Annotated in this window: 20 protein-coding genes; 14 read left to right on the top strand and 6 right to left on the bottom strand. The window is 67.8% G+C overall.

Annotated elements, in window-relative coordinates; all coding sequences use genetic code 11:
- Positions 1-40: 40 nt before the first annotated feature.
- The 3 genes from O5K39_RS15695 to O5K39_RS15685 all read left to right on the top strand — a co-directional run bounded on the left by O5K39_RS15695 (position 41) and on the right by O5K39_RS15685 (position 3457).
- On the top strand, positions 41-2356 hold the full coding sequence (locus O5K39_RS15695; protein WP_271144540.1) for a tetratricopeptide repeat protein: 2316 nt from the start codon (positions 41-43) through the stop codon (positions 2354-2356).
- A 67-nt stretch (positions 2357-2423) separates the two neighbouring features.
- Positions 2424-3065 carry an ATP-dependent Clp protease proteolytic subunit gene (locus O5K39_RS15690; RefSeq protein ID WP_271144539.1) on the top strand — a complete coding sequence of 214 codons (642 nt, stop codon included), beginning with the start codon at positions 2424-2426 and terminating at the stop codon, positions 3063-3065.
- 71 nt (positions 3066-3136) lie between these two features.
- Positions 3137-3457: a hypothetical protein gene (locus O5K39_RS15685; protein ID WP_271144538.1), complete on the top strand. Its 321-nt coding sequence runs from the start codon at positions 3137-3139 to the stop codon at positions 3455-3457.
- Positions 3458-3460: 3 nt separating this feature from the next.
- On the opposite strand, the gene O5K39_RS15680 is transcribed toward O5K39_RS15685, so the two are convergent.
- A complete protein-coding gene (locus tag O5K39_RS15680) occupies positions 3461-4108 on the bottom strand; it encodes an HAD-IB family hydrolase (protein ID WP_271144537.1) in 648 nt (215 codons plus the stop codon).
- Positions 4109-4311: 203 nt separating this feature from the next.
- Here O5K39_RS15680 and clpX point away from each other — a divergent pair, with 203 nt between their 5' ends.
- Both clpX and O5K39_RS15670 read left to right on the top strand, forming a co-directional pair.
- Positions 4312-5577 carry an ATP-dependent Clp protease ATP-binding subunit ClpX gene (gene clpX / locus O5K39_RS15675; protein ID WP_271144536.1) on the top strand — a complete coding sequence of 422 codons (1266 nt, stop codon included), beginning with the start codon at positions 4312-4314 and terminating at the stop codon, positions 5575-5577.
- A 69-nt stretch (positions 5578-5646) separates the two neighbouring features.
- Positions 5647-6054: a hypothetical protein gene (locus tag O5K39_RS15670; RefSeq protein ID WP_271144535.1), complete on the top strand. Its 408-nt coding sequence runs from the start codon at positions 5647-5649 to the stop codon at positions 6052-6054.
- A 9-nt stretch (positions 6055-6063) separates the two neighbouring features.
- Here the strand turns inward: O5K39_RS15670 and O5K39_RS15665 are convergent, their stop codons facing one another.
- From O5K39_RS15665 to O5K39_RS15650, 4 genes are read right to left on the bottom strand one after another with little or no spacing between them, the layout of a single operon-like run.
- Complete coding sequence (locus O5K39_RS15665; protein WP_271144534.1) at positions 6064-6612, bottom strand: DUF1643 domain-containing protein; 549 nt, start codon at positions 6610-6612, stop codon at positions 6064-6066.
- The gene (locus O5K39_RS15660) at positions 6609-7280 is read right to left on the bottom strand and encodes an HAD-IA family hydrolase (protein ID WP_271144533.1); all 672 of its coding nucleotides are present in this window, start codon (positions 7278-7280) and stop codon (positions 6609-6611) included. The genes O5K39_RS15665 and O5K39_RS15660 overlap by 4 nt, the downstream gene beginning before the upstream one ends.
- A complete protein-coding gene (gene mazG / locus O5K39_RS15655) occupies positions 7277-8062 on the bottom strand; it encodes a nucleoside triphosphate pyrophosphohydrolase (RefSeq protein ID WP_271144532.1) in 786 nt (261 codons plus the stop codon). The genes O5K39_RS15660 and mazG overlap by 4 nt, the downstream gene beginning before the upstream one ends.
- On the bottom strand, positions 8059-9411 hold the full coding sequence (locus tag O5K39_RS15650; RefSeq protein WP_271144531.1) for an MFS transporter: 1353 nt from the start codon (positions 9409-9411) through the stop codon (positions 8059-8061). Before O5K39_RS15650 ends, mazG begins: the two co-directional genes overlap by 4 nt.
- 120 nt (positions 9412-9531) lie before the next feature.
- On the opposite strand from O5K39_RS15650, the gene O5K39_RS15645 reads away from it, so the two are divergent.
- From O5K39_RS15645 to ygiD, 4 genes are all read left to right on the top strand, one after another.
- Positions 9532-10374, top strand: coding sequence for a D-alanyl-D-alanine carboxypeptidase family protein (locus tag O5K39_RS15645; protein ID WP_271144530.1), 843 nt, complete (start codon positions 9532-9534; stop codon positions 10372-10374).
- Positions 10374-10859, top strand: a complete 486-nt coding sequence (locus O5K39_RS15640; protein WP_271144529.1) for a hypothetical protein — start codon at positions 10374-10376, stop codon at positions 10857-10859. Before O5K39_RS15645 ends, O5K39_RS15640 begins: the two co-directional genes overlap by 1 nt.
- 75 nt (positions 10860-10934) lie before the next feature.
- Positions 10935-11537 (top strand): NAD(P)H:quinone oxidoreductase, encoded by a 603-nt coding sequence (gene wrbA, locus O5K39_RS15635; protein ID WP_271144528.1) that lies wholly within the window; start codon positions 10935-10937, stop codon positions 11535-11537.
- Between the two features lie 3 nt (positions 11538-11540).
- Entirely contained in the window at positions 11541-12299 is a 759-nt protein-coding gene (ygiD, locus tag O5K39_RS15630; protein WP_271144527.1) for a 4,5-DOPA dioxygenase extradiol, read from the top strand.
- 256 nt (positions 12300-12555) lie between these two features.
- On the opposite strand, the gene O5K39_RS15625 is transcribed toward ygiD, so the two are convergent.
- Positions 12556-14109, bottom strand: coding sequence for an AMP-binding protein (locus tag O5K39_RS15625; protein ID WP_271144526.1), 1554 nt, complete (start codon positions 14107-14109; stop codon positions 12556-12558).
- Positions 14110-15244: 1135 nt separating this feature from the next.
- Between O5K39_RS15625 and O5K39_RS15620 the strand changes: the two genes are divergently transcribed.
- The 5 genes from O5K39_RS15620 to O5K39_RS15600 all read left to right on the top strand — a co-directional run bounded on the left by O5K39_RS15620 (position 15245) and on the right by O5K39_RS15600 (position 21184).
- Complete coding sequence (locus O5K39_RS15620; protein ID WP_271144525.1) at positions 15245-16726, top strand: dicarboxylate/amino acid:cation symporter; 1482 nt, start codon at positions 15245-15247, stop codon at positions 16724-16726.
- A 105-nt stretch (positions 16727-16831) separates the two neighbouring features.
- Complete coding sequence (locus tag O5K39_RS15615; RefSeq protein ID WP_271144524.1) at positions 16832-17362, top strand: hypothetical protein; 531 nt, start codon at positions 16832-16834, stop codon at positions 17360-17362.
- Complete coding sequence (locus O5K39_RS15610; RefSeq protein WP_271144523.1) at positions 17359-18894, top strand: hypothetical protein; 1536 nt, start codon at positions 17359-17361, stop codon at positions 18892-18894. The genes O5K39_RS15615 and O5K39_RS15610 overlap by 4 nt, the downstream gene beginning before the upstream one ends.
- Positions 18891-20534 carry a GTPase gene (locus O5K39_RS15605; RefSeq protein WP_271144522.1) on the top strand — a complete coding sequence of 548 codons (1644 nt, stop codon included), beginning with the start codon at positions 18891-18893 and terminating at the stop codon, positions 20532-20534. Before O5K39_RS15610 ends, O5K39_RS15605 begins: the two co-directional genes overlap by 4 nt.
- A complete protein-coding gene (locus O5K39_RS15600) occupies positions 20531-21184 on the top strand; it encodes a hypothetical protein (RefSeq protein WP_271144521.1) in 654 nt (217 codons plus the stop codon). The genes O5K39_RS15605 and O5K39_RS15600 overlap by 4 nt, the downstream gene beginning before the upstream one ends.

Below are 21184 nucleotides of genomic sequence, written 5' to 3'. Positions count from 1 at the left end.
TGCATGATGGCCCCCGGCGTTCCGCGCCGGGGGCTTTTTCATGCGCATCTGGGGGATGCTGATCGCCGTGGTGCTGGGGCTTGTGGCTCCGGCATTCGCGGCTGCGGCGCAGGACGCCGGGAGCCTGCGGGCGACAGAGGCGACCACGCCGGAGATGCTAGCGCTCGATGCCCGGGCATCGACGGCGATCGAGGCCCAGGACTGGGTCGAGGTTGAGGCCACCCTTCGCCTGCTGCTGCCGCTGGAGCTGGTCGCCTACGGACCCGATGATCCGCGCGTGTCGGCGAGCCACTCGTGGATGGCGACAGCGATCCGGCTTCAGGGCAGGCCCATCGCCGACTATGAGGGCCATCTGCGCGAACGTCTGCGGATCGCAGAGGCGCATCTGGCCGATCGTGACAGCCTGGGGGCCGCGCGGGCACAGCTTGCCTATGCGCTGGCTGAGACGGATCGACCGGCCGAAGCCGTTCCGCTGTTCGAGGGCGCGATCGAGATTCTGTCCGCGCGATCGCCAGTGGATGCCGATCTGCTGACGGTGCGCAACAGTCTGGCCGACGCATTGTCGGCCACAGATCGCAAGCCCGAGGCCTTGGTCCAGCTCCGGGCGGTGCTGGATGCCGTGAAGGACGGGGACGATGCGTCGATCAGGGCCGCCGCTGCCAACCGTCTGGCGGTCAGGCTGTACGAGCTATCGCGCTATGCCGAGGCCGAGCCGGTCTATCGGGTGGAGCTGGATGCGCGCACGGCGGCCGGCGGTGCGGATGCGCCGCACGCCGCGACGGCCGCCTACTGGCTGGCGGAAACGCTGAAGCGGCTGGAGCGCGAGGCCGAGACCGAGCCGTTGCTGGCGCGAATTCTGGAAATGGAAGGCGAGGCGAGCGGGCCCCAACGCCTGTTGACCGACGATCAGGTGGCCCGGTCGGCCGTGAACCTGGGTATCCTGCGCCATCGCGCCGGGCGCATTGCCGAGGCCGAGGCCCCGTTCAGGACCGCGGTCGCCTTGCGTCGTCGCGAGCCGGTCACGCCGTCACTGCTGTTTCCGCCCGTGTCCTGGCTGGGTCTGACCCTTCGCAACCTCGACCGCCCGGCCGAGGCCGAACCGGTCCTGGTCGAGGCCGTGCGGTTGGCCGGGGTGGTTCATGGCGAGAATGATCCTGCGGTCGCGGTCCAGCTGTTCAACCTAGGCTCGACCTATATGGACCAGTACAAATACATCGACGGGCTGCGCATCCTGCGCCGCGCCGTCACGATCGACGATGCCGTCGATGCCCCCAATATTCGCACCATCGAACTGCTGGGTACGGCCCTGAACCGGACCGGTCTCTATCAGGAGGCCGAGACGGTGCGCCGTCGCGCGCTGGGCATGCGTCTGGCCGAGGAGCCCGCCAATCCGGTGGCGACAGGCCGCGCCCGACTGAATCTGGCCGGCACCTTGTATGCCCAGGAACGCTACATCGAGGCCGAGGCAATCCAGCAGCAGGCGCTGCGGGATGCAGACAATGCCAGGGTCAGGGCCGACGGCCTGACCGACCTGGCCATGACCACCCACAACCTGGGTCGAACGGCGGCCGCAGAAGACCTGTTTCGCGACGCGCTGGCGGCCACGGAGCAGGCCTATGGGGCCAGTGATCCCGCGACCGCAGGGGCCATGCTGAGGCTGGGGCAAACCCTGGGGGCGAGGGGGGACTGGGCGCGGGCCGATCCCCTGTTGGCACGCGCTGCGGAGATCGCCACGGCGTCGAACGACCGCATCCTGCTGGCAAACGCGCATCTGGCCCTGGGGGCCGCCTTCAGCGACAGCGGCCGGTCGGATCGGGCCATGGAGCATCTGGCCCTGGCCCTGCGTATCCGTCGCGAGCTGTTCGGGGGGGGGCATCCCGATACGGTCAATGTCGTAAGACGGCTGGCGCTCGAAATGGTCGAGCGGGGCCAGTATGCCGAGGCCGAACGCTATCTGCGCTCGTTGGTCGAGGTCCGCGAGCGGGGGTTTGGCCCGAACCACCCCCAGACGGCCGACGCTCTTCAGGAACTGGCCCTGGCCATCTTCATGCAGGACCGTTTCGAGGAGGCGATTCCGCTGATGCGGCGCGCCCTGGCGATCATGGAGACTGACGACGATCCCCGAAGCCGGATAAGATTCGGCACCAACCTGGGCGTCACCATGATCCGGGCCGAGCAGCCCGACCAGGCGCTGGTCGTCCTGCGCGCCGCCGCCCGGTTGCTGCTGGAGCGTGTGGGCGGGCAGGCGACGGGTCAGGACGGGCGATCCGACCTGAATGGCCTGCGTTATCTGTTTCGCAACTCCGTCCGTGCGGCATGGGATGCGTCCATGCCGCTTGAAACCGGGCCTCTGTGACGCGATATCCAAGACCAAGCCAGACGCGTGCTGATTCGGGCGCGCCATAATCATCGAGAAGGCCAGAATGCGCGATCCGATCGACTACATCTCGAACAACCTCGTTCCCATGGTGGTGGAGCAATCCAGCCGGGGCGAGCGGGCCTTCGACATCTTCTCGCGCCTGTTGCGTGAGCGGATCATCTTCCTGACGGGTCCGTTCGAGGACGGCATGGCGTCGCTGATCTGCGCCCAGCTGCTGTTCCTGGAATCGGAGAACCCCAAGAAGGAAATCTCCATGTATATCAACAGCCCGGGCGGTCAGGTGACCTCGGCGCTCGCGATCTACGACACCATGCAGTACATTAAGTCGCCGGTCTCGACGGTGGTCATGGGGATGGCGGCCTCTGCCGGCTCGCTGATCCTGACCGCCGGTGAGGCGGGCCAGCGTATCGCCCTGCCGAACGCTCGCATCATGGTTCACCAGCCGTCCGGCGGGTTCCGTGGCCAGGCGTCGGACATCGAACTGCACGCCGCCGACATCCGCTACACCAAGCGTCGCCTCAACGAGATCTACGTCCACCACACCGGCAGGACGTACGAGGAGGTCGAGAAGACGCTGGACCGCGACCACTTCATGGACGCCGAATCGGCCAAGGCCTGGGGCATCGTCGATCACGTCTACGACAAGCGCACCGAAGCCGAGGCGGACGGCATCAAGACCGTCTGACCTCGCTTCAATGACGAGGAAAGGGCGCGCCGGGATCGGCGCGCCCTTTTCATTTGTGATAACAGGACATCATGCAGCACACCCGCGATCTCAAAGGCGTCGTCCATGTCGATGGCGACGACTATGCCTGGGAAGTCCGTCGCCAGCCCCAGCGCACCACCGGCAACGAATGGCAGGGCATCGGTATCGCCCTGCGCCAGGTGGACGCCCAGCGCGAGGCTATCGTCCAGTTCCCCATGGCGATGCGGTCCAACGGCGCCCCGAACTTCGAGCGTCAGCGGATCAACGTCGAGGCCGTGAAGAACGCCGTCGCCTCGGCCATCGCGGCGGGGTGGGATCCCACCTCGCGCGGCAAGGTGGTCGTGTTCGACGTGGACGCGGACGGCAACTGAGCCTTACGGCCGCCCTCTGAACACGCGAAACCCGGGCGTTTCGGCCATGGCCAGCATCTCGGTGTCGCCGGATGTGTCGCCATAGGCGGCCAGAACTCTGACATCGTCGCCATAGGCCGCCTTCAAGCGCCGCACCTTTTCCTCGCCACGACAGTTCTCGCCTGTGAAGGCACCGGTCACGCGACCGGCCTTATCGAACGTCAGCGATGTGCCCAGCAGGGCCTCCGCACCCAGTTTGCGGGCGAAGGGCGCGACGGTTTCCTCGGGCGATGCGGTGACGATGACCCGGTGCGCACCCTTTGCGCCCCACTCGTTCCAGCAGCTCAGGGCGTCCGGCCGCATGAACCGGCTCCAGACATCCTGGGCAAACGTTTCCGCCTCGGCCGCCAGGGTCGCGCGGTCAACGCCGCCCAGAAACTCGCGTACTGACGCGGCCTTGATCCGCCCCCGGTCGCGGTCCCGCGCATAGGTCGCCACCGCTGGGGCCAGCCTGACCAGTCCCATCGCCCAGCCACGACGTCCGGCCCGCCAGCGCAGGAAGGCGGTGAAGCTGTCGCGAATCGTCAGGGTGCCGTCGAAATCGAAGGCGACGATGGGTCGGCCTTCCGTGACGCTCTGGCGATCGGACCCTTGCGTCCCCATGTCACTCATCCGCCGCAGTCCCCGTCGACATTGAACATCCCCCCGATCATCACGAACTGCTCAACCGGGCGGGGTTGTGACGAACGGCCGGATGGTTGATTGTCATTTTTTGAATATCTTCGCGTCCATAGTGGTGGAATCAACGCGAAGGAAGCGTGTCGGTAGCAGCCGTTTTTAACGGAGCCGCAACCCCACGAGATTGAGAAGGGTCCATGACCAAAGCCGCCGGAACCGACGCCAAGAGCACTCTGTACTGCTCATTTTGCGGCAAGAGCCAGCATGAAGTCCGCAAGCTGATTGCGGGCCCGACCGTCTTCATCTGCGATGAATGCGTCGAGCTGTGCATGGATATCATCCGCGAAGAGCACAAGATCGGCTTCAAGAAGTCGACCGACGGCGTCCCGACGCCCAAGGAAATCCGCGAGGTCCTCGACGACTATGTGATCGGCCAGGGCCACGCCAAGAAGGTACTCTCGGTCGCAGTCCACAACCATTACAAGCGCCTGAACCACGCGACCAAGAACAACGACGTCGAGCTGGCCAAGTCCAACATCATGCTGATCGGGCCGACGGGCTCGGGCAAGACGCTGCTGGCCCAGACGCTGGCCCGCATCATCGACGTGCCCTTCACCATGGCCGATGCCACTACCCTGACCGAAGCCGGTTATGTGGGTGAGGACGTCGAGAACATCATCCTGAAGCTGCTCCAGGCCTCCGACTACAACGTCGAGCGGGCCCAGCGCGGCATCGTCTACATCGACGAAATCGACAAGATTTCGCGCAAGTCCGACAACCCCTCGATCACTCGCGACGTCTCGGGCGAGGGCGTGCAGCAGGCCCTGCTCAAGATCATGGAAGGAACCGTCGCCTCCGTGCCGCCTCAGGGTGGCCGCAAGCATCCGCAGCAGGAGTTCCTGCAGGTCGACACCGCCAACATCCTGTTCATCGTCGGCGGTGCCTTCGCCGGGCTGGAGAAGGTGATCTCGGCGCGCGGGGCAGGGGCCTCGATCGGCTTCGGCGCCAAGGTGTCGAACGTCGATGAACGTCGCACGGGCGACATCCTGAAGGGCGTCGAGCCCGACGACCTGATGCGTTTCGGCCTGATCCCCGAGTTCATCGGTCGTCTGCCCGTTCTGGCGACGCTAGAAGATCTGGACGAAACGGCCCTGGTCACCATCCTGACCGAGCCCAAGAACGCCCTGATCAAACAGTACAAGCGCCTTTTCGAGATGGAGAACGTCGGCCTGACTTTCACCGACGACGCCCTGAACGCCGTCGCCAAGAAGGCGATCACGAGGAAGACCGGTGCCCGTGGCCTGCGTTCGATCCTGGAAGGCATCCTGCTCGAGACCATGTTCGAGCTGCCGACCTTCGAGGGCGTCGAGGAAGTCGTCGTCAACGCCGAGGTCATCGACGGCAAGGCCCAGCCCCTGCTGATCTATGCCGAGAAGAAAAAGACGGCCGACGGCGCGGCGTAAGGCCCACGCGTCAGCCTGAACGATCAAGGGCGCATCCTCGCGGGTGCGCCCTTTTCATTGGAGTGTCCGATGTCCCCCGACCACGAAACCGATGATGATTCAGGCGGCTATGACGCCGACGACTGGTCACGGCTGGCCGCCTTCACCGGCAAGGTGGCGACGCTGGACGACGTTCAGGCTAGGCGGGCCGTGTTCGCGCTCGACGATAGTGAGCGGCCGTGGCCGATCGACATGGACCTGCCTCAGCCGGTGATCTGGTGGGAAGAAGACGGGGAACAGGCCGCCGTCGCCGTCCAGGCCGAAAACCACACCAGTCCCGACGGCGAGGAGATGGAGGTGCTGGGTCTGATCCTGCCCGATGGATCGGCGGCCGTGGCCCTGCTGGAAGACGTCGATCTGGTCGACGACACGGACCCGACCTGGCGGGCCCTGGTCGACGCGGCCGTGGACATGAGCGCCGCCGACGATCCGGACTGATCCGGCCGCTCAGAGGTCCAGCGGCCTCAACGGCGTGTCGGCGCGCAGATAGAGCGGATGCTTGGTGCTGCCATCCGCGTTCTGACCGAAGCACCACAGGGGAATACCGTCCGCGCGCAGGGCCTCGATCAGGGCAAGGCCCGCCGGTGCCAGCGCCTTGTTGAGCTTGCCGTGGCACAGCACGACCCGGTCAGCCTTCGCCGCCGCCGCCCGGATCGCCGGCAGGTTCTCAGCCGAGGAGGCGACGACACCGGGAGCCAGCAGCATCTTCGGATCGGTGGCGCGATAGTCGCCGACATTGGCCTTGACCATGGCGTCGAAGCCCTCGCGCCGGGCGAAGGTCCATTCGCGAGCGCAGGTCGGATCGTTGACGGTGGCGTCGGCCGTCGAGGGGTTCATGCCGATGAACAGGATGTAGCGGTCGGGAAAGGTCTCGCCGATCCATCGCCGCATCAGCTGCCGATAGCGACCGTCCGCGCTGAAGGTCGCGTCACCCCTGACCCCCGCCATCAGCGCCAGCCGGACCTTGCCACCGGGGTCGTGGAGGTCGGCGCTCACCGGTCGGGCCTGTCGATGTAGACGCGCACCGCCTCGTAGTTCGGCAGGACGGCATGAGCCCCCGCCTCGACCAGACTCTCGCCGTGCCCGTCGCGGACATGGCCGCCCGCCAGCAGGCCTATGACGGTCATCCCCGCCGCCACACCGGCCTGGACGCCCGCCACGCTGTCTTCGATGACGAGGGTCCGGTCGGAGTCGCAGCCCATTTCGCGGGCGGCGTGCAGGAATAGGTCAGGCTCGGGCTTCCCGCGTGTCACATGGACCGCGCCGCTGTAGATCGGCCCCGCGTGTTCCAGCGGCACGCCCATGGTCGCCAGGCCGAGCGCGATCCAATCCGGCGGGCTCGAAGACGCGACACATCGGGGCAGCGTGAGGTTGGCCATGAAGGCGGTCGCCCCGGACACCGGTTGCAGCGTCGTCGCCGCCCGCTCGTGGCACAGCCGCGTCCACTCGCCGAGCGTGGTTTCCGGACAGGATCGCCCCAGCCGAGCCTCGATGTCCGGCCGACAGTCCAGCCAGCGCCGCCCCATGTAGGACGCCAGCGCCTCGTCAAGCGTCGTTGGCAGGCCGATGCCGGTCAGGACCTCGGCCATAGCCTGGTTATTGAGCAACTCGCTGTCGGCGATGACGCCGTCGTAGTCGAGGATGACGAGGTCGAAACGGCTCACGCCCGCTCCGCGACCTTGGCTGCGTCCCACAGCCCGTCCATTTCGGCCAGGTTCGACTGGTCCGGCGTGCGGCCATTGCGGGCCAGTTCGGCCTCGATGAAGCTGAAGCGGCGGACGAATTTGGCGTTGGTGGCGCGCAGGGCGTCCTCGGGCTCGACACCCAGCTTGCGGGCCAGGTTGGCGACGACGAACAACAGGTCGCCCATTTCCTCGCGAGCCTTGTCCAGGTCACCCGCGGCGATCTCGACACGCAGTTCGGCGACCTCCTCATGCAGCTTGTCGAAGACCTCGTCGGTCGAGGGCCAGTCAAAACCGACGCGGGCGGCGCGTTTGGTCAGCTTGGCCGCGCGGGCCAGGGCGGGCAGGCCGACGGGCACGTCGTCGAGCACGCCATGCTGGGCCTTCGACGCCCGCTCGGCGGCCTTGATGTCTTCCCAGCGGGCCTTCTGTTCCACCGCGTCACCCTTGGCCTTCTCATCGGCGAAAACGTGCGGATGACGCCGCACCAGCTTGTCGGACATGGCGTTCGCCACATCGTCGAAGTCGAACAGGCACGCTTCCTCGGCCATGCGGGCGTGGAACACCGCCTGGAATAGCAGGTCGCCCAGCTCGGACTTCAGCTCGACCATGTCGCCGCGCTCTATCGCGTCGGCGACCTCATAGGCCTCCTCGATCGTGTAGGGGGCGATGGTGGCGAAGGTCTGGGCCACGTCCCAGGGGCAGCCGCCCTCCGGATCGCGCAGTCTGGCCATGATGCCGCGCAGGCGGTCGATCGGGGTCATGCGGCAGCCGCGTCCCGGGCTTCGAGCGCCTTGCGGATCTCGTCATGGCGGGCCGGGGTCAGGGGATAGTTGCGCAGCAGCAGGGCCGCACTCGCCAGAAGCAGGCCGGGCACCAGGATGAACAGGATCTGCAGCGTCAGCAGGGACATGGCGCTGTTGCCCCCGGCCGGTGGGATGGCCTTGAAGCCCACGACCTGCAGGACCAGGTAGGGGATCAGGGCGACGACGTGGCCGATCTTGGTCGTCGCCGACAGGATGGAGAACATCAGGCCCGTGCGGTCCACGCCGGTCTCCAGCCGCACCTCATCACCCACGTCCGCCATCATGGCTCGCAGCAGGAACAGACCGGCCGCGTAAGGCAGGCCGGCGATGAACATGGCCACGGCCGTCACCGCAAAGTTGCCGCCCGGAACCAGGGTCGCGCCGATGTAGAAGACGGCGAACACCAGGCTGGCCACCGCCAGGGCCTTGTCCTTGCCGATCCGCGTCGCCAGCCAGGCCCAGAAGGGGGCTCCGACCAGTCCCGCCACGAAATACAGCAGCATGAACAGCGACGCCTCGGTGTGGTCGTAGCCCTTGATCTGGCCGAAGAAGAAAAACAGCAGCGAACCGGTGATGCCCGGCGCGACGCCCAGCACCAGGTCCGCGAACAGCAGCTTGCGCACCGACCCGCGCTTGAACAGGGCGATGTAGGCGCTGGGGCCTCCGTGCGGCGCGGCCCCGGCGTTGACGGGCTCCGGCACCGCGAACATGGCCAGGCCGATGGTGACGGGCAGGGCGATCAGGATGGCCCAACCCATGATCCGCACCCCGTCGGCATAGGTCCCGATGCCCAGCTGGATCACCACGGTCGGCAGGATCAGGATCAGGATCACGCCGATGATGTTGAACACCTGCCACCAGCCATAGACGCGGCTGCGCTGGTCATACTGAGGGGCCAGTACAGAGGCCCAGCCGAGCTGACCCAGGGTTCCGATCGAGAAGCCGAGGTAGAGGACCAGCAGCCAGGCGAACAGATAGATGGGCCCGGCACCCGGCTGGACGACGACGAACATCATGAAGGCCGACAACATCAGGATGGGGGTCGAAATCGCCATCCACGGTCGGTAACGCCCGAACCGCGTCCGGGTCTGGTCCATGCCCCAGCCGATGAAGGGGTCGAAGACAATGTCGATCAGCCGCACGATCATGAACACCGCCGCCACGACGCCCAGCTCCAGCCCGACATGGGTCGCGTAGAACTCGGGCAGGGTGACGGGCAGGGCGACGCCGAACGCGGCCAGAGGCAGGCAGGGCCCGGAAAAGGCCGCCAGCACGGCGTTGGAGCGGCGGGCTTCGGTCGAGGACATCGCGCGGATCCGGTCGGCCGGCCGGGTGAATCGGCCAAGCCTGCTTATCGCAGCTTTGCAGGCCGTCGCGCAGTGGGTTTTCCGCTTGCGGGGCATGAGATCGTCAGGCTTGCTCAGGCGATGACGGTTCGGACCCTGTTCGCCATTCTGCTTGTCGGTCTCGGCCTGTTCGGCGGGGCGGCACGGGCTCAGACGTGCGACCGGTCGGGTGAGGCCTGGTCGGGCCAGGCCTTCGCCAACGCCGTGTCGGTCTATTCGCTGGAGTGGGCCCCGTTCGGTCAGGCGGAGATGGGGTGGGGGGCCTATGTGCCGCTGCTTCAGCATGAGCTGCGCACCGACTGCGGCCCCACGACGCCGGATTTCGCTGCGGCCCTGGCCCAGTGGCAGGGGAGGTATGCCCTGACCGCGACCGGGGTGTTCGATCAGGCGACGTTCGGGGTGCTCAAGGGCGTGTTGCAGGAGCGACGGCCATTCGTGATGGCCCGGACCCGCGACGAATGCCCCGATCCGCCTCCTTTGCCTGAGCTCGGATATCTGTCGGCCGAGGAGGAGCACGCCGATCGACTGACCCGGCTGCTGCGGCGCGACACCCTGGCCGCCTATCGCGATATGGTCGCTGCGGCCCGGCGCGACGTGGCGGAGACGCGAGCCAATCCCGAGCTGTTGCAGATCTTTTCCGGCTTCCGCGATCCGGAGGCCGATGCAGCACGGTGCGCCGAGCAGCGCAACTGTGACGGGGTTCGCCGCGCTGTCTGTTCCCCGCATCGGACGGGGGCGGCGGTCGATCTGTTCGTCGGTCAACTGGAAGGGTTCGAGGTCGACTCGACGGCACCGGCGGCGCGGCTGGCCCTGACGCGGGGCGCGACCTATCGCTGGCTGGTCGCGAACGCCGGGCGGTTCGGGTTCGTGCCCTACCTTTACGAGCCGTGGCATTGGGAGTTCGTCGGCAGGCCGGGCGGGTGATGCGGGCGCTGACAGTGGGCGAGAAGCAACTGGCGCGGTCGGCGCTGGGTGATGCGGTGAGGCTCGACACGGTTCGGCTGATCGGCAGCCCCTGGCCGTTCGACCGGGTCTTCGTGCCGGGGATGGTGGCGGGGCGAGAGTGGATCGTCTGGCCGGCACGTGGTCTGCCCGACGACATTGCGGTGGCGCCGATGGCGGTGCAGGCGACGCTGATCCATGAGCTGGTCCACGTCTGGCAGGCTCAGGCCGGGATGAATCTGCTGATCGCCAAGCTGAAGGCCGGCGACGGACCGGCAGCCTATGGCTATGTCGCCGACGACAGTTGCCGGTGGGACGGGCTGAACATCGAGCAGCAGGCCATGGCGGTCGAGCATCGGTTCCGGCGCTCTCGGGGCCAGGCGACGCCGGGAGACGACGCCTTCTATGCCCGCATCTGCCCGTTCGAGGCGGTGGTCGAAACCCAGCGTTTCGATCCCGGACCTTGATCGCGGGAGGGGAGGTATTAAATCCGCTACAGACGCTGTTACGATAGCGCGTCGCGGTTTTTGCAGGAGCGCCCCATGGCGAAGGTTCTGGTTCTCTATCACTCCACCTATGGCCACCTCGAGACGATGGCGAACGCCGTTGCCGAAGGTGCCGGTTCCGTCGAGGGCGTCACCGTCGACATCAAGCGAGTGCCTGAGACGGTGCCGCACGACCTGGCCGTCGCCTCCCACTACAAGCTGGACCAGGCGGCGCCGATCGCGACGGTCGAAGACCTGAAAAACTATGACGCCATCATCGTCGGGGCCGGGACCCGGTTCGGGACCATGGCGTCGCAGATGCAGGCCTTCTGGGACACGACCGGTGGCCTGTGGTTCAGCGGAGCCCTGATCGGCAAGGTCGGCGGTGCCTTCACCGCCACGGCGACGCAGCATGGCGGGCAGGAGACGACCCTGACGGGCTTTCACAAGACCCTGCTGCATCACGGCCTGATCGTCGTCGGCCTGCCCTACAGCTATCAGGAGCAGATGACGCTGGACGGCATTCACGGCGGCAGCCCTTATGGCGCAACCACGATCACCGGCGGCGACGGATCGCGTCAACCCAGCGAGATCGAGCTCGGTGGTGCCCGGCATCAGGGCCGGCACATTGCCGAGATCGCCCTGAAGCTGCACGGCTGAGCCGTGACCCAACCGGCCATCTTCTTTGGTCACGGCTCGCCGATGAATGCGCTCGGCGGACCGTACGTCGCGGCCTGGCGTGAGCTGGGCGAGGCGATCGGCAAGCCGAAGGGCGTCGTCATGATTTCGGCCCACTGGGAGACCCGTGGGCTGGGGGTGACGGCGCAGGGACGGCCGGAAACCATCCACGATTTCGGGAACTTCGGGCCGGAACTGCATGCGATGCAGTACCCGGCACCGGGGTCTCCCGATCTGGCGCGGCGGGTGTCCGAGCTGACCCGGGCCCATGCGGTCGAGACCTGGGGTCTGGATCACGGGACCTGGTCGGTGCTGGTCCATGTCTGGCCCGACGCTGATGTGCCCGTGGTGCAGCTGTCGCTGGACCGAAGCCTGACCGCGCGCCAGCACTATGAGCTGGCCAGAGCGCTGAACCCACTGCGGGACGAGGGGATCGTCATCGCGGGGTCAGGCGACTTCGTTCACAATCTGCGGACTTGGAAGCGGACGGGCGACGATGGGCCCTATCCGTGGGCGACGCATTTCAATGACGCCGTGAAGGCGGCCTTCGTTCGCGGCGACCACGACGCCCTGATCGACTGGGTCGACCTGGCCGAGGATGCGCAGCTCAGTGTGCCAACGGATGAGCACTATCTGCCGTTGCTGTATGTGGCGGCCCAGCAGCGGCCGGGGGATGAGATTTCCTTCTTCAATGACGAGATCACCGGCGGGTCGATCTCAATGACGGGCGTTCGGATCGGCTAAGGACCGGGTATCCAGAACGACCATACGCCGTTCGATTTCTCGGTCGCGGCGAAAGTGACGGGCGTAGGCCACGGCGGTTCTCCCATGCGATAGATGGCGTAGGTCCGTCCGACATCGGCGTTTTCAGGCAGCCGGATCGTCGAGCCCGTCGAAATCCAACGATGTTTCCACACCAGAAGTCCGCCGACCTTGGCGTCGTCGTTCTCAAGGCCGGTGTGAGCGTGAATCCACCCGTGGTCGTTCATACCGCTTCGTGTCAGTCCTTCGCTTCCGCCAGCTTCTGGATCGCGACGTAGTCGGTCTTGCCGGTGCCCAGGACGGGCAGTTCCTTCACCTTGAGGATCTTCTTCGGCACCGCCAGGTCGGGGGCACCGTGGTCGCGGGCCCATTCGGAGAGGCGGCCGGATTCGGCGTCCTTCTGGTCGGTGACGAGGACCAGTTTCTCGCCCTTTCGGCTGTCGGGGATCGACACGACGGCGTGGCGGCCCTCGGGCCAGACGGCGGCGGCCAGGCCCTCCACGGCGGTCAGGGAGACCATCTCGCCGCCGATCTTGGCGAACCGCTTCACCCGTCCCAGGATGGTGACATAGGCCTCGTCGTCGAGGGCGCAGATGTCGCCCGTGTCGTGCCAGCCGCCTTCCAGCGGGTCGATGGCCTCGGGATCGTCGGGCGACAGATAGCCCTTCATGACATTGGGGCCGCGCAGATACAGACGCCCGCCCTCGAGGATGCCGGGGACGGGATCGAGCCGCCATTCCATGCCGGGCAGCATCTGGCCGACGGTGCCGGGGCGATTGCGCTCGGGATGGTTGACGGCGACCACGGGTGCCGCCTCGGTCGCGCCGTAGCCTTCCAACAGCAGGACACCGCCGAACTTGGTGTTGAACAGGTGGCGGGTCTCGTCTCGAACCCGCTCGGCGCCGGCGACCACGAACTTCAGCGTCGAGAAGTCGTCGGGCCCGGCGACGCGGGCGTACTGGTTCAGGAAGGTGTCGGTGGCGAACAGGATCGAGGCGCCGACCTGGGGCAGCAGTTCGGTGATCTGTTTGGCATGGAGCGGCGAGGGGTACTGGAAGGCCTTCAGCCCCTGCAACAGGGGCAGAAGCACCCCCCCGGTCAGGCCGAAACAGTGGAAGGTCGGCAGGGGGTTGAACATCACCCAGTCGGGGTCGAGCGGGATGTGGGTATTGATCTGGCGGCAGTTGGCGACGAGGTTGCCCTGGCTCAGCACCACGCCCTTGGGCGCGCCGAAACTGCCCGAGGTGAACAGGACGACGCCGGGATCGGACGCCTTGGTCGGAGTGCGGAAGCGTTTGGGCATGAAGCCCGCCATCAGGCCGAACAGCTTGTCCTGAAGCCCGATCGTGCCGCGCAAATCGTCCAGCCAGACGATCTCGGCGACCGTGGCCAGTTCGGTCATCAGGTCGTCCAGCTTGGCCTGGCTGACGAACCGCTTGGCGGACAGGATACGTTTGACGCCGGCGGCCTTGATGGCGGCCTTGATGTTGGCCTCGCCCGAGGTGAAGTTCAGCATGACCGGCACCCGCCCGAAGGCGTGCAGGCCATAGAAGGTCACGACCACCCCCATGGACGACGGCAGCAGGATGGCGACCCGTTCGGCCGGTTCGGTCAGCCCCGCGATCTTGCGTCCCAGCACGAAGGCGGCGCGGATCAGGCCGGTATAGGTCAGGGGCTTGCGGTCCTGATCCTCGAGAATTTCCTTGTCGCCGAACCGCTCGCGCGCGGCGATCAGGGCGTCGAAGATGGGTTCGTCACTCGCCTTGGGATCCAGACCGGGCCGCAAACGCATCTCCTCTCGAGGCTTGTGCCGCCCCGTCACTTCGAACGGGCGGACCCTAGTGCCGGGGCCGGCGATTGAAAAGATGCGTTACGTTGGGTGAGGGGTTGGTGGCTGGTGGCTGGTGGTTGTGGCATGCTCGACGCAGCGACCATGGCTGCCGCCGGAGCCCGTTGCCAGACGCAGCTGCCAGCTGCCAGCAGCCACCCAGCCACCCAGCCACTCATCACCCTCCACACACGGCTCTTCGCCCTCACGCGCCGAGGCGCTGAAGTCATGGGAAGGGCCAGCGGAGCGCCCGGGCCTTCGCCCGGAAAAGAATAGAAAATACCGTTTCGGCGAAAGACGAACGCTCCGCGCATGTGGTCTTCCGGGAGCTGTACGGCTCGGTCTCCCGAACCAGCGGGGGTATTAACCCCTTGCCGCTACCGCGCCCCCGGCGGGAAGGTGGCCCCCTTGCAGAGCCATCCCCTGAACGATCCGACTCTCTTCGCCAGATCCTTTGCACGGCCGGCGACACCGCCCCCGATCCCCCGGGCGCCGCGCCCAGCCTCCCGAGGGACGCCGGCTTCGGAGCTCGACAAGGCTGACCGGAGACGAGGCCTCGACCGCCCCGCTCCACACACCCCCGCCGCAACAAGATCGCAAGGCCTTGCGCCCTTCCCCGCGACGGGACGAAGGGCAGTATAGCCGCAGCCGGTACCTGGGCGGGTTGGAGGGGGTCAGAAATCTGCAATCCGTTGCGGGGCAAGGGATTGGTGGCTCGAAGTTCGCAAGTTCGAGGCGGCGGACAAGCCGGATTTCACCTCTCCGGCGCCGAAGGGCGGCGGGGAGGACAGACCGCGAAGCGGTCAGGAGGGGGCGAGGTGACGGTGGGCGTGGGGGCTGCCGGACACGTCGGGGTGGCGCAAGGAGTCCCTCACCGGCCAGACCTCGTCGCCCCCTCCTGGCGTCGCAAGGGCGCCGCCTGTCCTCCCCGCGCGCCTTCGCGCACGGAGAGGTGAGTTAAGACGCGGGCCATTTCGTCACGGCGCAGACGGAGCGCAGCGCCTGTCGTCGGTCGTAGCGCCAGCGACCCTGTTGAAGGCGCTGGATATGCCGGCGATGGGACTGCACACTCGGCTCTGATCGATAGACGGATATCCCCATGAAACGACCGGCCAAGCCTTCTTCGGACACCCCCACGCCCCGTCGCCTGGTCGCTGCGACCCCGGCGGTGGCGGCACCCGTCGAGGCGGCATCGGCCAGTGAGGAGGTCGTCGAGGCCCGTCCGGTCAAACACCCCTTCTATCGTCATCTGTATTTCCAGGTGCTGATCGCCATCGCGCTGGGGGCGCTGATCGGGCATTTCTGGCCCAGCACGACCGGGCCGAACGGGGAGGCGATCGCGGGCTTCGGCGAGAAGCTGAAGCCGCTGGGCGATGCCTTCATCCGGCTGGTCAAGATGATCATCGCGCCGGTGATCTTCCTGACCGTGGCGACGGGGATCGCGCATCTGAGGGATCTGGCGCGTCTGGGCCGGGTGGTGGGCAAGGCGTTTGCCTATTTCCTGACCTTCTCGACCCTGGCGCTGATCGTCGGGCTGATCGTGGCCAATCTGGTCAAGCCGGGCGCCGGCATGAACATCGATCCGGCCAGTCTGAACGCCGGGGCGGTCGCCGCCTATGCGGACAAGGCGCACGATACCTCGATCGTCGGCTTCCTGATGAACATCATCCCCGAGACCGTGGTCGGGGCGTTCGCGGGCGGCGAAATCCTGCAGGTGCTGTTCTTCTCGGTGCTGTTCGGGGTGTCCCTGGCCATCATCGGGGACCGGGCCCAGCCGGTGCTGAACGTGCTGGAGAGCCTGTCGGACGCCATGTTCAAGCTGGTAGCGATCCTGATGAAGGCGGCGCCGATCGGGGCGTTCGGGGCCTTTGCCTTCACCATCGGCAAGTACGGGATCGAGTCGGTGGTCAACCTGGCCGCCCTGGTGCTGACCTTCTATTTCACGGCCGCCCTGTTCGTCGTCGTGATCCTGGGGACCGTGGCGCGGCTGAACGGGTTCTCGATCTTCAAGCTGATGCGGTATCTGAAGGAGGAGCTGCTGCTGGTGCTGGGCACATCCTCGTCCGAGGCGGCCCTGCCCAGCCTGATCCAGAAGATGGGCGCGGCCGGGTGCGACAAGTCCGTGGTCGGGGTGGTCGTGCCCACCGGGTATTCGTTCAACCTGGACGGCACCAATATCTACATGACGCTGGCGGCGCTGTTCATCGCCCAGGCGTGCGGGGTCGAGTTGACGCTGGGCGAGCAGGTTCTGCTGCTGGCGGTGGCGATGCTGAGCTCCAAGGGGGCGGCGGGGGTTACTGGTGCCGGGTTCATCACCCTGGCGGCGACCCTGGCGGTGGTGCCGTCGGTGCCGGTGGCGGGGATGGCGCTGATCCTGGGCGTGGACCGCTTCATGAGCGAGTGCCGGGCCCTGACCAACTTCATCGGCAACGCCGTGGCCACCATCGTGGTGGCGCGCTGGGAGAACGAACTGGATCGCGAGGCGCTCGACGCCGCCCTGAACGGAACGCCCAGGCCCCTGGCCGCACAGCCCGACCCGAAGGCGGGGCCGGGCGACGATACGGCCGTGGTCGCAGACTGAACCCGGAAGGCGCTTGCCGGTGTTGCGCGGTGCGTCATACCTTCGCCACGAGCGGCCTGTCAGCATCCGCGCGTCGAGTGAGCCGCGAGGCTGAGGGGGACCACGATGAGCCAGGTCGAGACCGGAAACGCCGTGAGCGACGCCGAGGACCTGGACGGGTTGCGGGCCGATCTGGCGCGGCTGATCCTCAATGAGGCAGGGCAGGCGGTGGCGCGCGATCCGGGTCTGGCGCTGTCGGCGGCCCTCGTGCAGGCCGTGGATCGCCGGACGGCCCAGGCGGCGCGGGAGATCGAAAGCCGGACGCCTTCGGCCGAAGCCCTGGCCGACGCCGTGCTCGACGCCGTGGGGCCTGAGCTGATCCGGATCGCGCGGGCGGCGGGCGCGGGGCAGACGGCGGGCCTGGGGGGGCGGTCGTCGCAGATGACCCTGGTGATCGGGGCGGGGGTTGCCGTTCTGGCCGCCGTCCTGCTGTTCGTCGGCGGGTTCGTGACGGCCAGAATGCTGCCGGACAGGGCAGCGCCTGCGGCGGTCGCGGCGGTGCCGAGCCCCGTGGTCGATCCGGCCGCAGTGACGGGCCAGACGCCGCAGGCCCCGGTCGATGGGGCCTCGCCGCCCGTCTCGGGGCCCGCGCAGTGAGCGACTATCCGACGCTGAGCATCGGGCCACGCGACCGGGGGCGGTCGTACGGGGTGCTGCATCATTCGCTGGAGGCCGACGATTTCGCCAGGGCGCGGCCCCGGCTGGAAGATTTCGCCCTTGCCCTGGCCGCCTGGGCTGATTTGGGGCTGACGCGGTTCGCGGCGCTGACACCGCTGGAGGGGCCGGGTGGTCCGGCCGTGCTGTGGCGGGCCCGGTTCATCGGGGCGGGCGAGCTGGGCAGTATCGCGGTGGCCAACGGCCTGTTCCTGTCGGAAACCGAGGTCGCGCGACTGGGCGGGCAGGCGCATCGACTGTTGGGCAGCCTGCCCGAGCCGGACGGGAGTCCGTTCGGGGTGACACGCCTGTCGATCGGCGGGCTGTTGACGGCGGGGCCGGACATGCTGGCGGCATTCGGGCTGGAGTGGCGGGATCAGGTTCTGGATTTGCTCGACGACGCCGATCCCGAGGCGGTCGCGATCGCGGCGCTGGACGGGATTTCGCCGCGCGTACAGCAGGCGCGGATCGACGGCTGGGCGACCACGGGCAGTTTGCGGCCCTCTGGCGGGTTCGATCCGGACGCGGCGTTCCGGCTGATCGTTCGACCCCAATCCGAACCGCGTGAGCCTCGGCGGGTCGAGGGCGGGGACCGGGCGGCGGTCGAGCTCAGTGGCGGACGGATCATGGCTCCGCCCCAGTCGGAGCCGGCGTCGTGGCGCGCTTGGCAGGCGGTGCAGACGGCGGTGGCGGGGGTCTCGCAGGCGGCCGATACGGGCTGGAAGCCGGCGTATCAGGCGCTGTTGCCCGATCGGAGCGCGGCCCTGGCGCTGCTGCAATTTGCAGCACCCCTGACGGCCCCGGATCGACTGGCGTTGATATCTAGGGCGGTGAGCGGCGCTCCTGCCGATGAAGAGATTGCGGAGGCCTTGAGCCGGGCGGCGGGTCAGGCCCTGGTCCGGCTGGCGGCGGCGACCGACGAGGCGGGTGCCGGCGACGCCTATCTCGAAGCGGGGCTGACTGAGGTGGCTCTGGGGGATGTGGCGGCACGCGAGGTGGTTCAGGCGGCACCGATCGAAGCGGTGGCACGGCTGGGGCCGGCGGCGACGGCGCGTGCGCTGGAGGTCGGGCTGATTGAACGGGTCGCCGCAGCCGGCGTGGCGGCCGTGGCGGCGCTCGGTCCCGACCTGACCATGACCATGCTGGGCAAGGTTCTGGGGCGGCCCCGGCTGGAGGGCGAAACGCGGGCGCTGGCCGTCGGCCTGATCCGGCGTCTGTCTGGCGGCGAGCCTTTGTCGAGGCGCTATGCCGCCGCCGGGGTCGCGGCCCTGATGGAGCGACCGGCGGACGCGGTGGACGTCGGTCTGGCCCGGGTCGAGATCGCCGGACTGGTCCGGGATCATCCGCGCATCGATCGCGCCGCCTATGCCGAGCGGGCGCTGCGTCCGGTGCTGAGACGGCAGACGAGCATGACGCGGCCCGACTTCATCGAGGGCCTTCGCGCCGTCGCCCTGATCCTGGAGCCTGCCGCATGAGCGTCTGCGAAAGCCATGGCCGGTACGAGGCGACCGACGGCGAATGTCCGCAGTGTCGCCGAGAGCGTCAACGCGCCGAGGCGGTGAACCGGCTGCTGGGCGTGACGACGGAACCGGCGGTGCGGGTCGAGGCCCCTGCCGTGGAGGTGGCTCCGCTGACTGAGCCGACGGCGGTGAAGCCACCGCTTGTCCTCGTGGAGCCGGAGCCGGAGCTAGGTCCCGAGCCTGAGCCGAAACCGGAGCCAGAGCCGACAGTCGGGCCTCGTTCCGTCGAGGTGGCGGCTCCCGCGCCGTCGGCGGAAGAGGCCGCGCGTATCCATGACGAGATCCGCAAGCTGACGGCCGATCTGGACCCCGCGCCCGTCATCACGCCCAGTTTCGCCGAGCCGGTGGACGCGCCCGCCGATCCGCCGCCCGCGCCGGCCGAGGTGGCGGTGCCGGTGCCGGGCGTCGCCGAGACGGTGGCGGACGATGCGGCGGTGCTGGAACGGTTCAACCGGACCCTGGCCGAGGCCGGTCCGTCGGGGGCGGCCCCCCGCGTCGTCGAGCCCGAGATGTCGGCCGAGCGGATCCAGGAGTTGATCGACAAGAACGCGAATGTCGTCGGCCTGCTGGGCTTTCCCGGGGCCGGAAAGACCTGGTTCCTGAACCGGCTGAAGTTCGAACTGTTCACCTCGCGCGACGACCGGCACGCGGCGATCCCGCCCCATGCTGCCCAGTGGGACAATGTCGGGCGGACCAACGGCGTCAGCGAGCATTTCTTCCGCTCGACGCGGCATGACGCGCCGTCGTCCTTCTATGTGATCGACATTCCGGGCGAGCGGTTCATCTCCCTGGCCGAGGGGCGCTTCCTGGGGCGGGAGCGGGAGCTTTTGGCGCTCAAAGCGTGCAAGGCCCTGATCATCGTGGTGCCGGCCGACGAGGTGCTGCTGGGCGAACGGGCCAGCGCCCTGTTCTCGCGCCAGGCCGGCGGCGCCGAGGTGAGCGACTTGGAGCGGCAGGCGCGGGCGCTGGCGGCCGACAATCCCCGACTGGAGCGGTTCACGGCCCATGTTGCCCAGCTGAACGTGGTCCTGTCGTTGCTGAGCCACGGGGTCGAGGTTGGCAAGATCGCGGCCATGACGTCGGAAGATCTGATCCGGCATCTGGATTCCGAAGCCTACAAGCCCTCGTCCAAGCCGGTCTTCGTGGCCCTGTCCAAGGCCGATGTGATCGAGGCCCAGGCGGTGTCGAGCGGGGCGGGCGAAGACGGTGCGCCGAAATCCGTGCTGGACCTCCTGTACCGCGATGCACCCGCCGACATCGAGGCCTTGCAGGAGTTCGACCGCGACCCGGAGGAGATCGTCGATCGCTATCGGCCCGCGCTCGCCAGTGCGGTCGGGGCGTTCCGGTGGAGCAAGTTCGACTTCGTGACCGCGTTCAGAGGCCATGGTGACGGTGGGGCGGCAGGGACGGTGGTGGATTACACGTTGGGCCGTCGCGGAGTGGCGGCGGTGCTGCGCTGGATGGAGTGGGCGCGGGCGTCCGACACCGACCTCACGGAGGCCGACTGGCGCGCCATCGGCGCGGCGCGGGCGCTGCGGCGGTTCCGGAATCAGGGACGTCTGAGAAAAGTCCGTCGCGGGGATCAGTTTCGATGAGCGGACGGGGGAATGATCCGGTGAGCCGGGGGCGGCGGTGGCTGATCGACACGGTCCTGATGCGCGCCGACGCCCGGCCCGAGATGGGGGCGGCGGCGCTGGGCGCGGTTCTGGTTCTGGTGTTTGCGGCGATCCTGTTCGGGGCGTTCCCGGGGGAGGGGGCGCAGGGGCCGGTGGACTTCGAGCGGGCCGAGGCGGGACGGGGGGCGGACAGGCTGGCCCCGCGCGCCTTCCTCGACACGTCGGACGAACCGTCGCCGGCCGTGTTGCAACCCGTGCTCTCGGCGATCAACACGGGGCGTGATTTCGCGGCACCCGAGGGGCTGTTCCGGACGGCCGAGGCGCGTGAGTGGCTGGACGAGAACCTGTGCGCCGTGACGGCGCGGCGGACGGGCGACGAGAGGCGGGCCTTGGTCTGGTATCTGCGGGAACACGCCGACCTGTGCCGAGGCGCGGGCAAGGCGATGATCCTGGCCCCCATGGCGACGACCCTGACGCCGATCGGATCGGCGATCTTGTCGCTGGCGCTGCTGGCGGGACTGACGGGGGTGGTGGTCAGCGGCGCGCGGTTCCTGCGGCGGGTGCGGCGGGCCTATCGGCGGCTCTATGTGTCGGAGCACCGGGCCGACCATCTGGAGGCCGAGGGGTGA

It is taken from the genome of Brevundimonas sp. NIBR10, from assembly GCF_027912515.1.
GTDB lineage: Bacteria > Pseudomonadota > Alphaproteobacteria > Caulobacterales > Caulobacteraceae > Brevundimonas.
The sequence above is the reverse complement of the archived record's forward strand: the minus strand, read 5'-3'. Positions and strand labels throughout refer to the sequence as shown.

Excerpts from the sequence above, each read along its gene's own strand:
- O5K39_RS15670 (WP_271144535.1), top strand. The coding sequence starts at position 5,647 with ATGTCCCCCGACCACGAAACCGATGATGATTCAGGCGGCTATGACGCC.
- O5K39_RS15640 (WP_271144529.1), top strand. The coding sequence starts at position 10,374 with ATGCGGGCGCTGACAGTGGGCGAGAAGCAACTGGCGCGGTCGGCGCTG.
- O5K39_RS15680 (WP_271144537.1), bottom strand. The coding sequence starts at position 4,108 with ATGAGTGACATGGGGACGCAAGGGTCCGATCGCCAGAGCGTCACGGAA.
- clpX (WP_271144536.1), top strand. The coding sequence starts at position 4,312 with ATGACCAAAGCCGCCGGAACCGACGCCAAGAGCACTCTGTACTGCTCA.
- O5K39_RS15650 (WP_271144531.1), bottom strand. The coding sequence starts at position 9,411 with ATGTCCTCGACCGAAGCCCGCCGCTCCAACGCCGTGCTGGCGGCCTTT.
- O5K39_RS15685 (WP_271144538.1), top strand. The coding sequence starts at position 3,137 with ATGCAGCACACCCGCGATCTCAAAGGCGTCGTCCATGTCGATGGCGAC.
- mazG (WP_271144532.1), bottom strand. The coding sequence starts at position 8,062 with ATGACCCCGATCGACCGCCTGCGCGGCATCATGGCCAGACTGCGCGAT.
- O5K39_RS15600 (WP_271144521.1), top strand. The coding sequence starts at position 20,531 with ATGAGCGGACGGGGGAATGATCCGGTGAGCCGGGGGCGGCGGTGGCTG.
- O5K39_RS15615 (WP_271144524.1), top strand. The coding sequence starts at position 16,832 with ATGAGCCAGGTCGAGACCGGAAACGCCGTGAGCGACGCCGAGGACCTG.
- O5K39_RS15625 (WP_271144526.1), bottom strand. The coding sequence starts at position 14,109 with ATGCGTTTGCGGCCCGGTCTGGATCCCAAGGCGAGTGACGAACCCATC.
- O5K39_RS15695 (WP_271144540.1), top strand. The coding sequence starts at position 41 with ATGCGCATCTGGGGGATGCTGATCGCCGTGGTGCTGGGGCTTGTGGCT.
- wrbA (WP_271144528.1), top strand. The coding sequence starts at position 10,935 with ATGGCGAAGGTTCTGGTTCTCTATCACTCCACCTATGGCCACCTCGAG.
- O5K39_RS15645 (WP_271144530.1), top strand. The coding sequence starts at position 9,532 with ATGACGGTTCGGACCCTGTTCGCCATTCTGCTTGTCGGTCTCGGCCTG.
- O5K39_RS15605 (WP_271144522.1), top strand. The coding sequence starts at position 18,891 with ATGAGCGTCTGCGAAAGCCATGGCCGGTACGAGGCGACCGACGGCGAA.
- O5K39_RS15690 (WP_271144539.1), top strand. The coding sequence starts at position 2,424 with ATGCGCGATCCGATCGACTACATCTCGAACAACCTCGTTCCCATGGTG.
- O5K39_RS15620 (WP_271144525.1), top strand. The coding sequence starts at position 15,245 with ATGAAACGACCGGCCAAGCCTTCTTCGGACACCCCCACGCCCCGTCGC.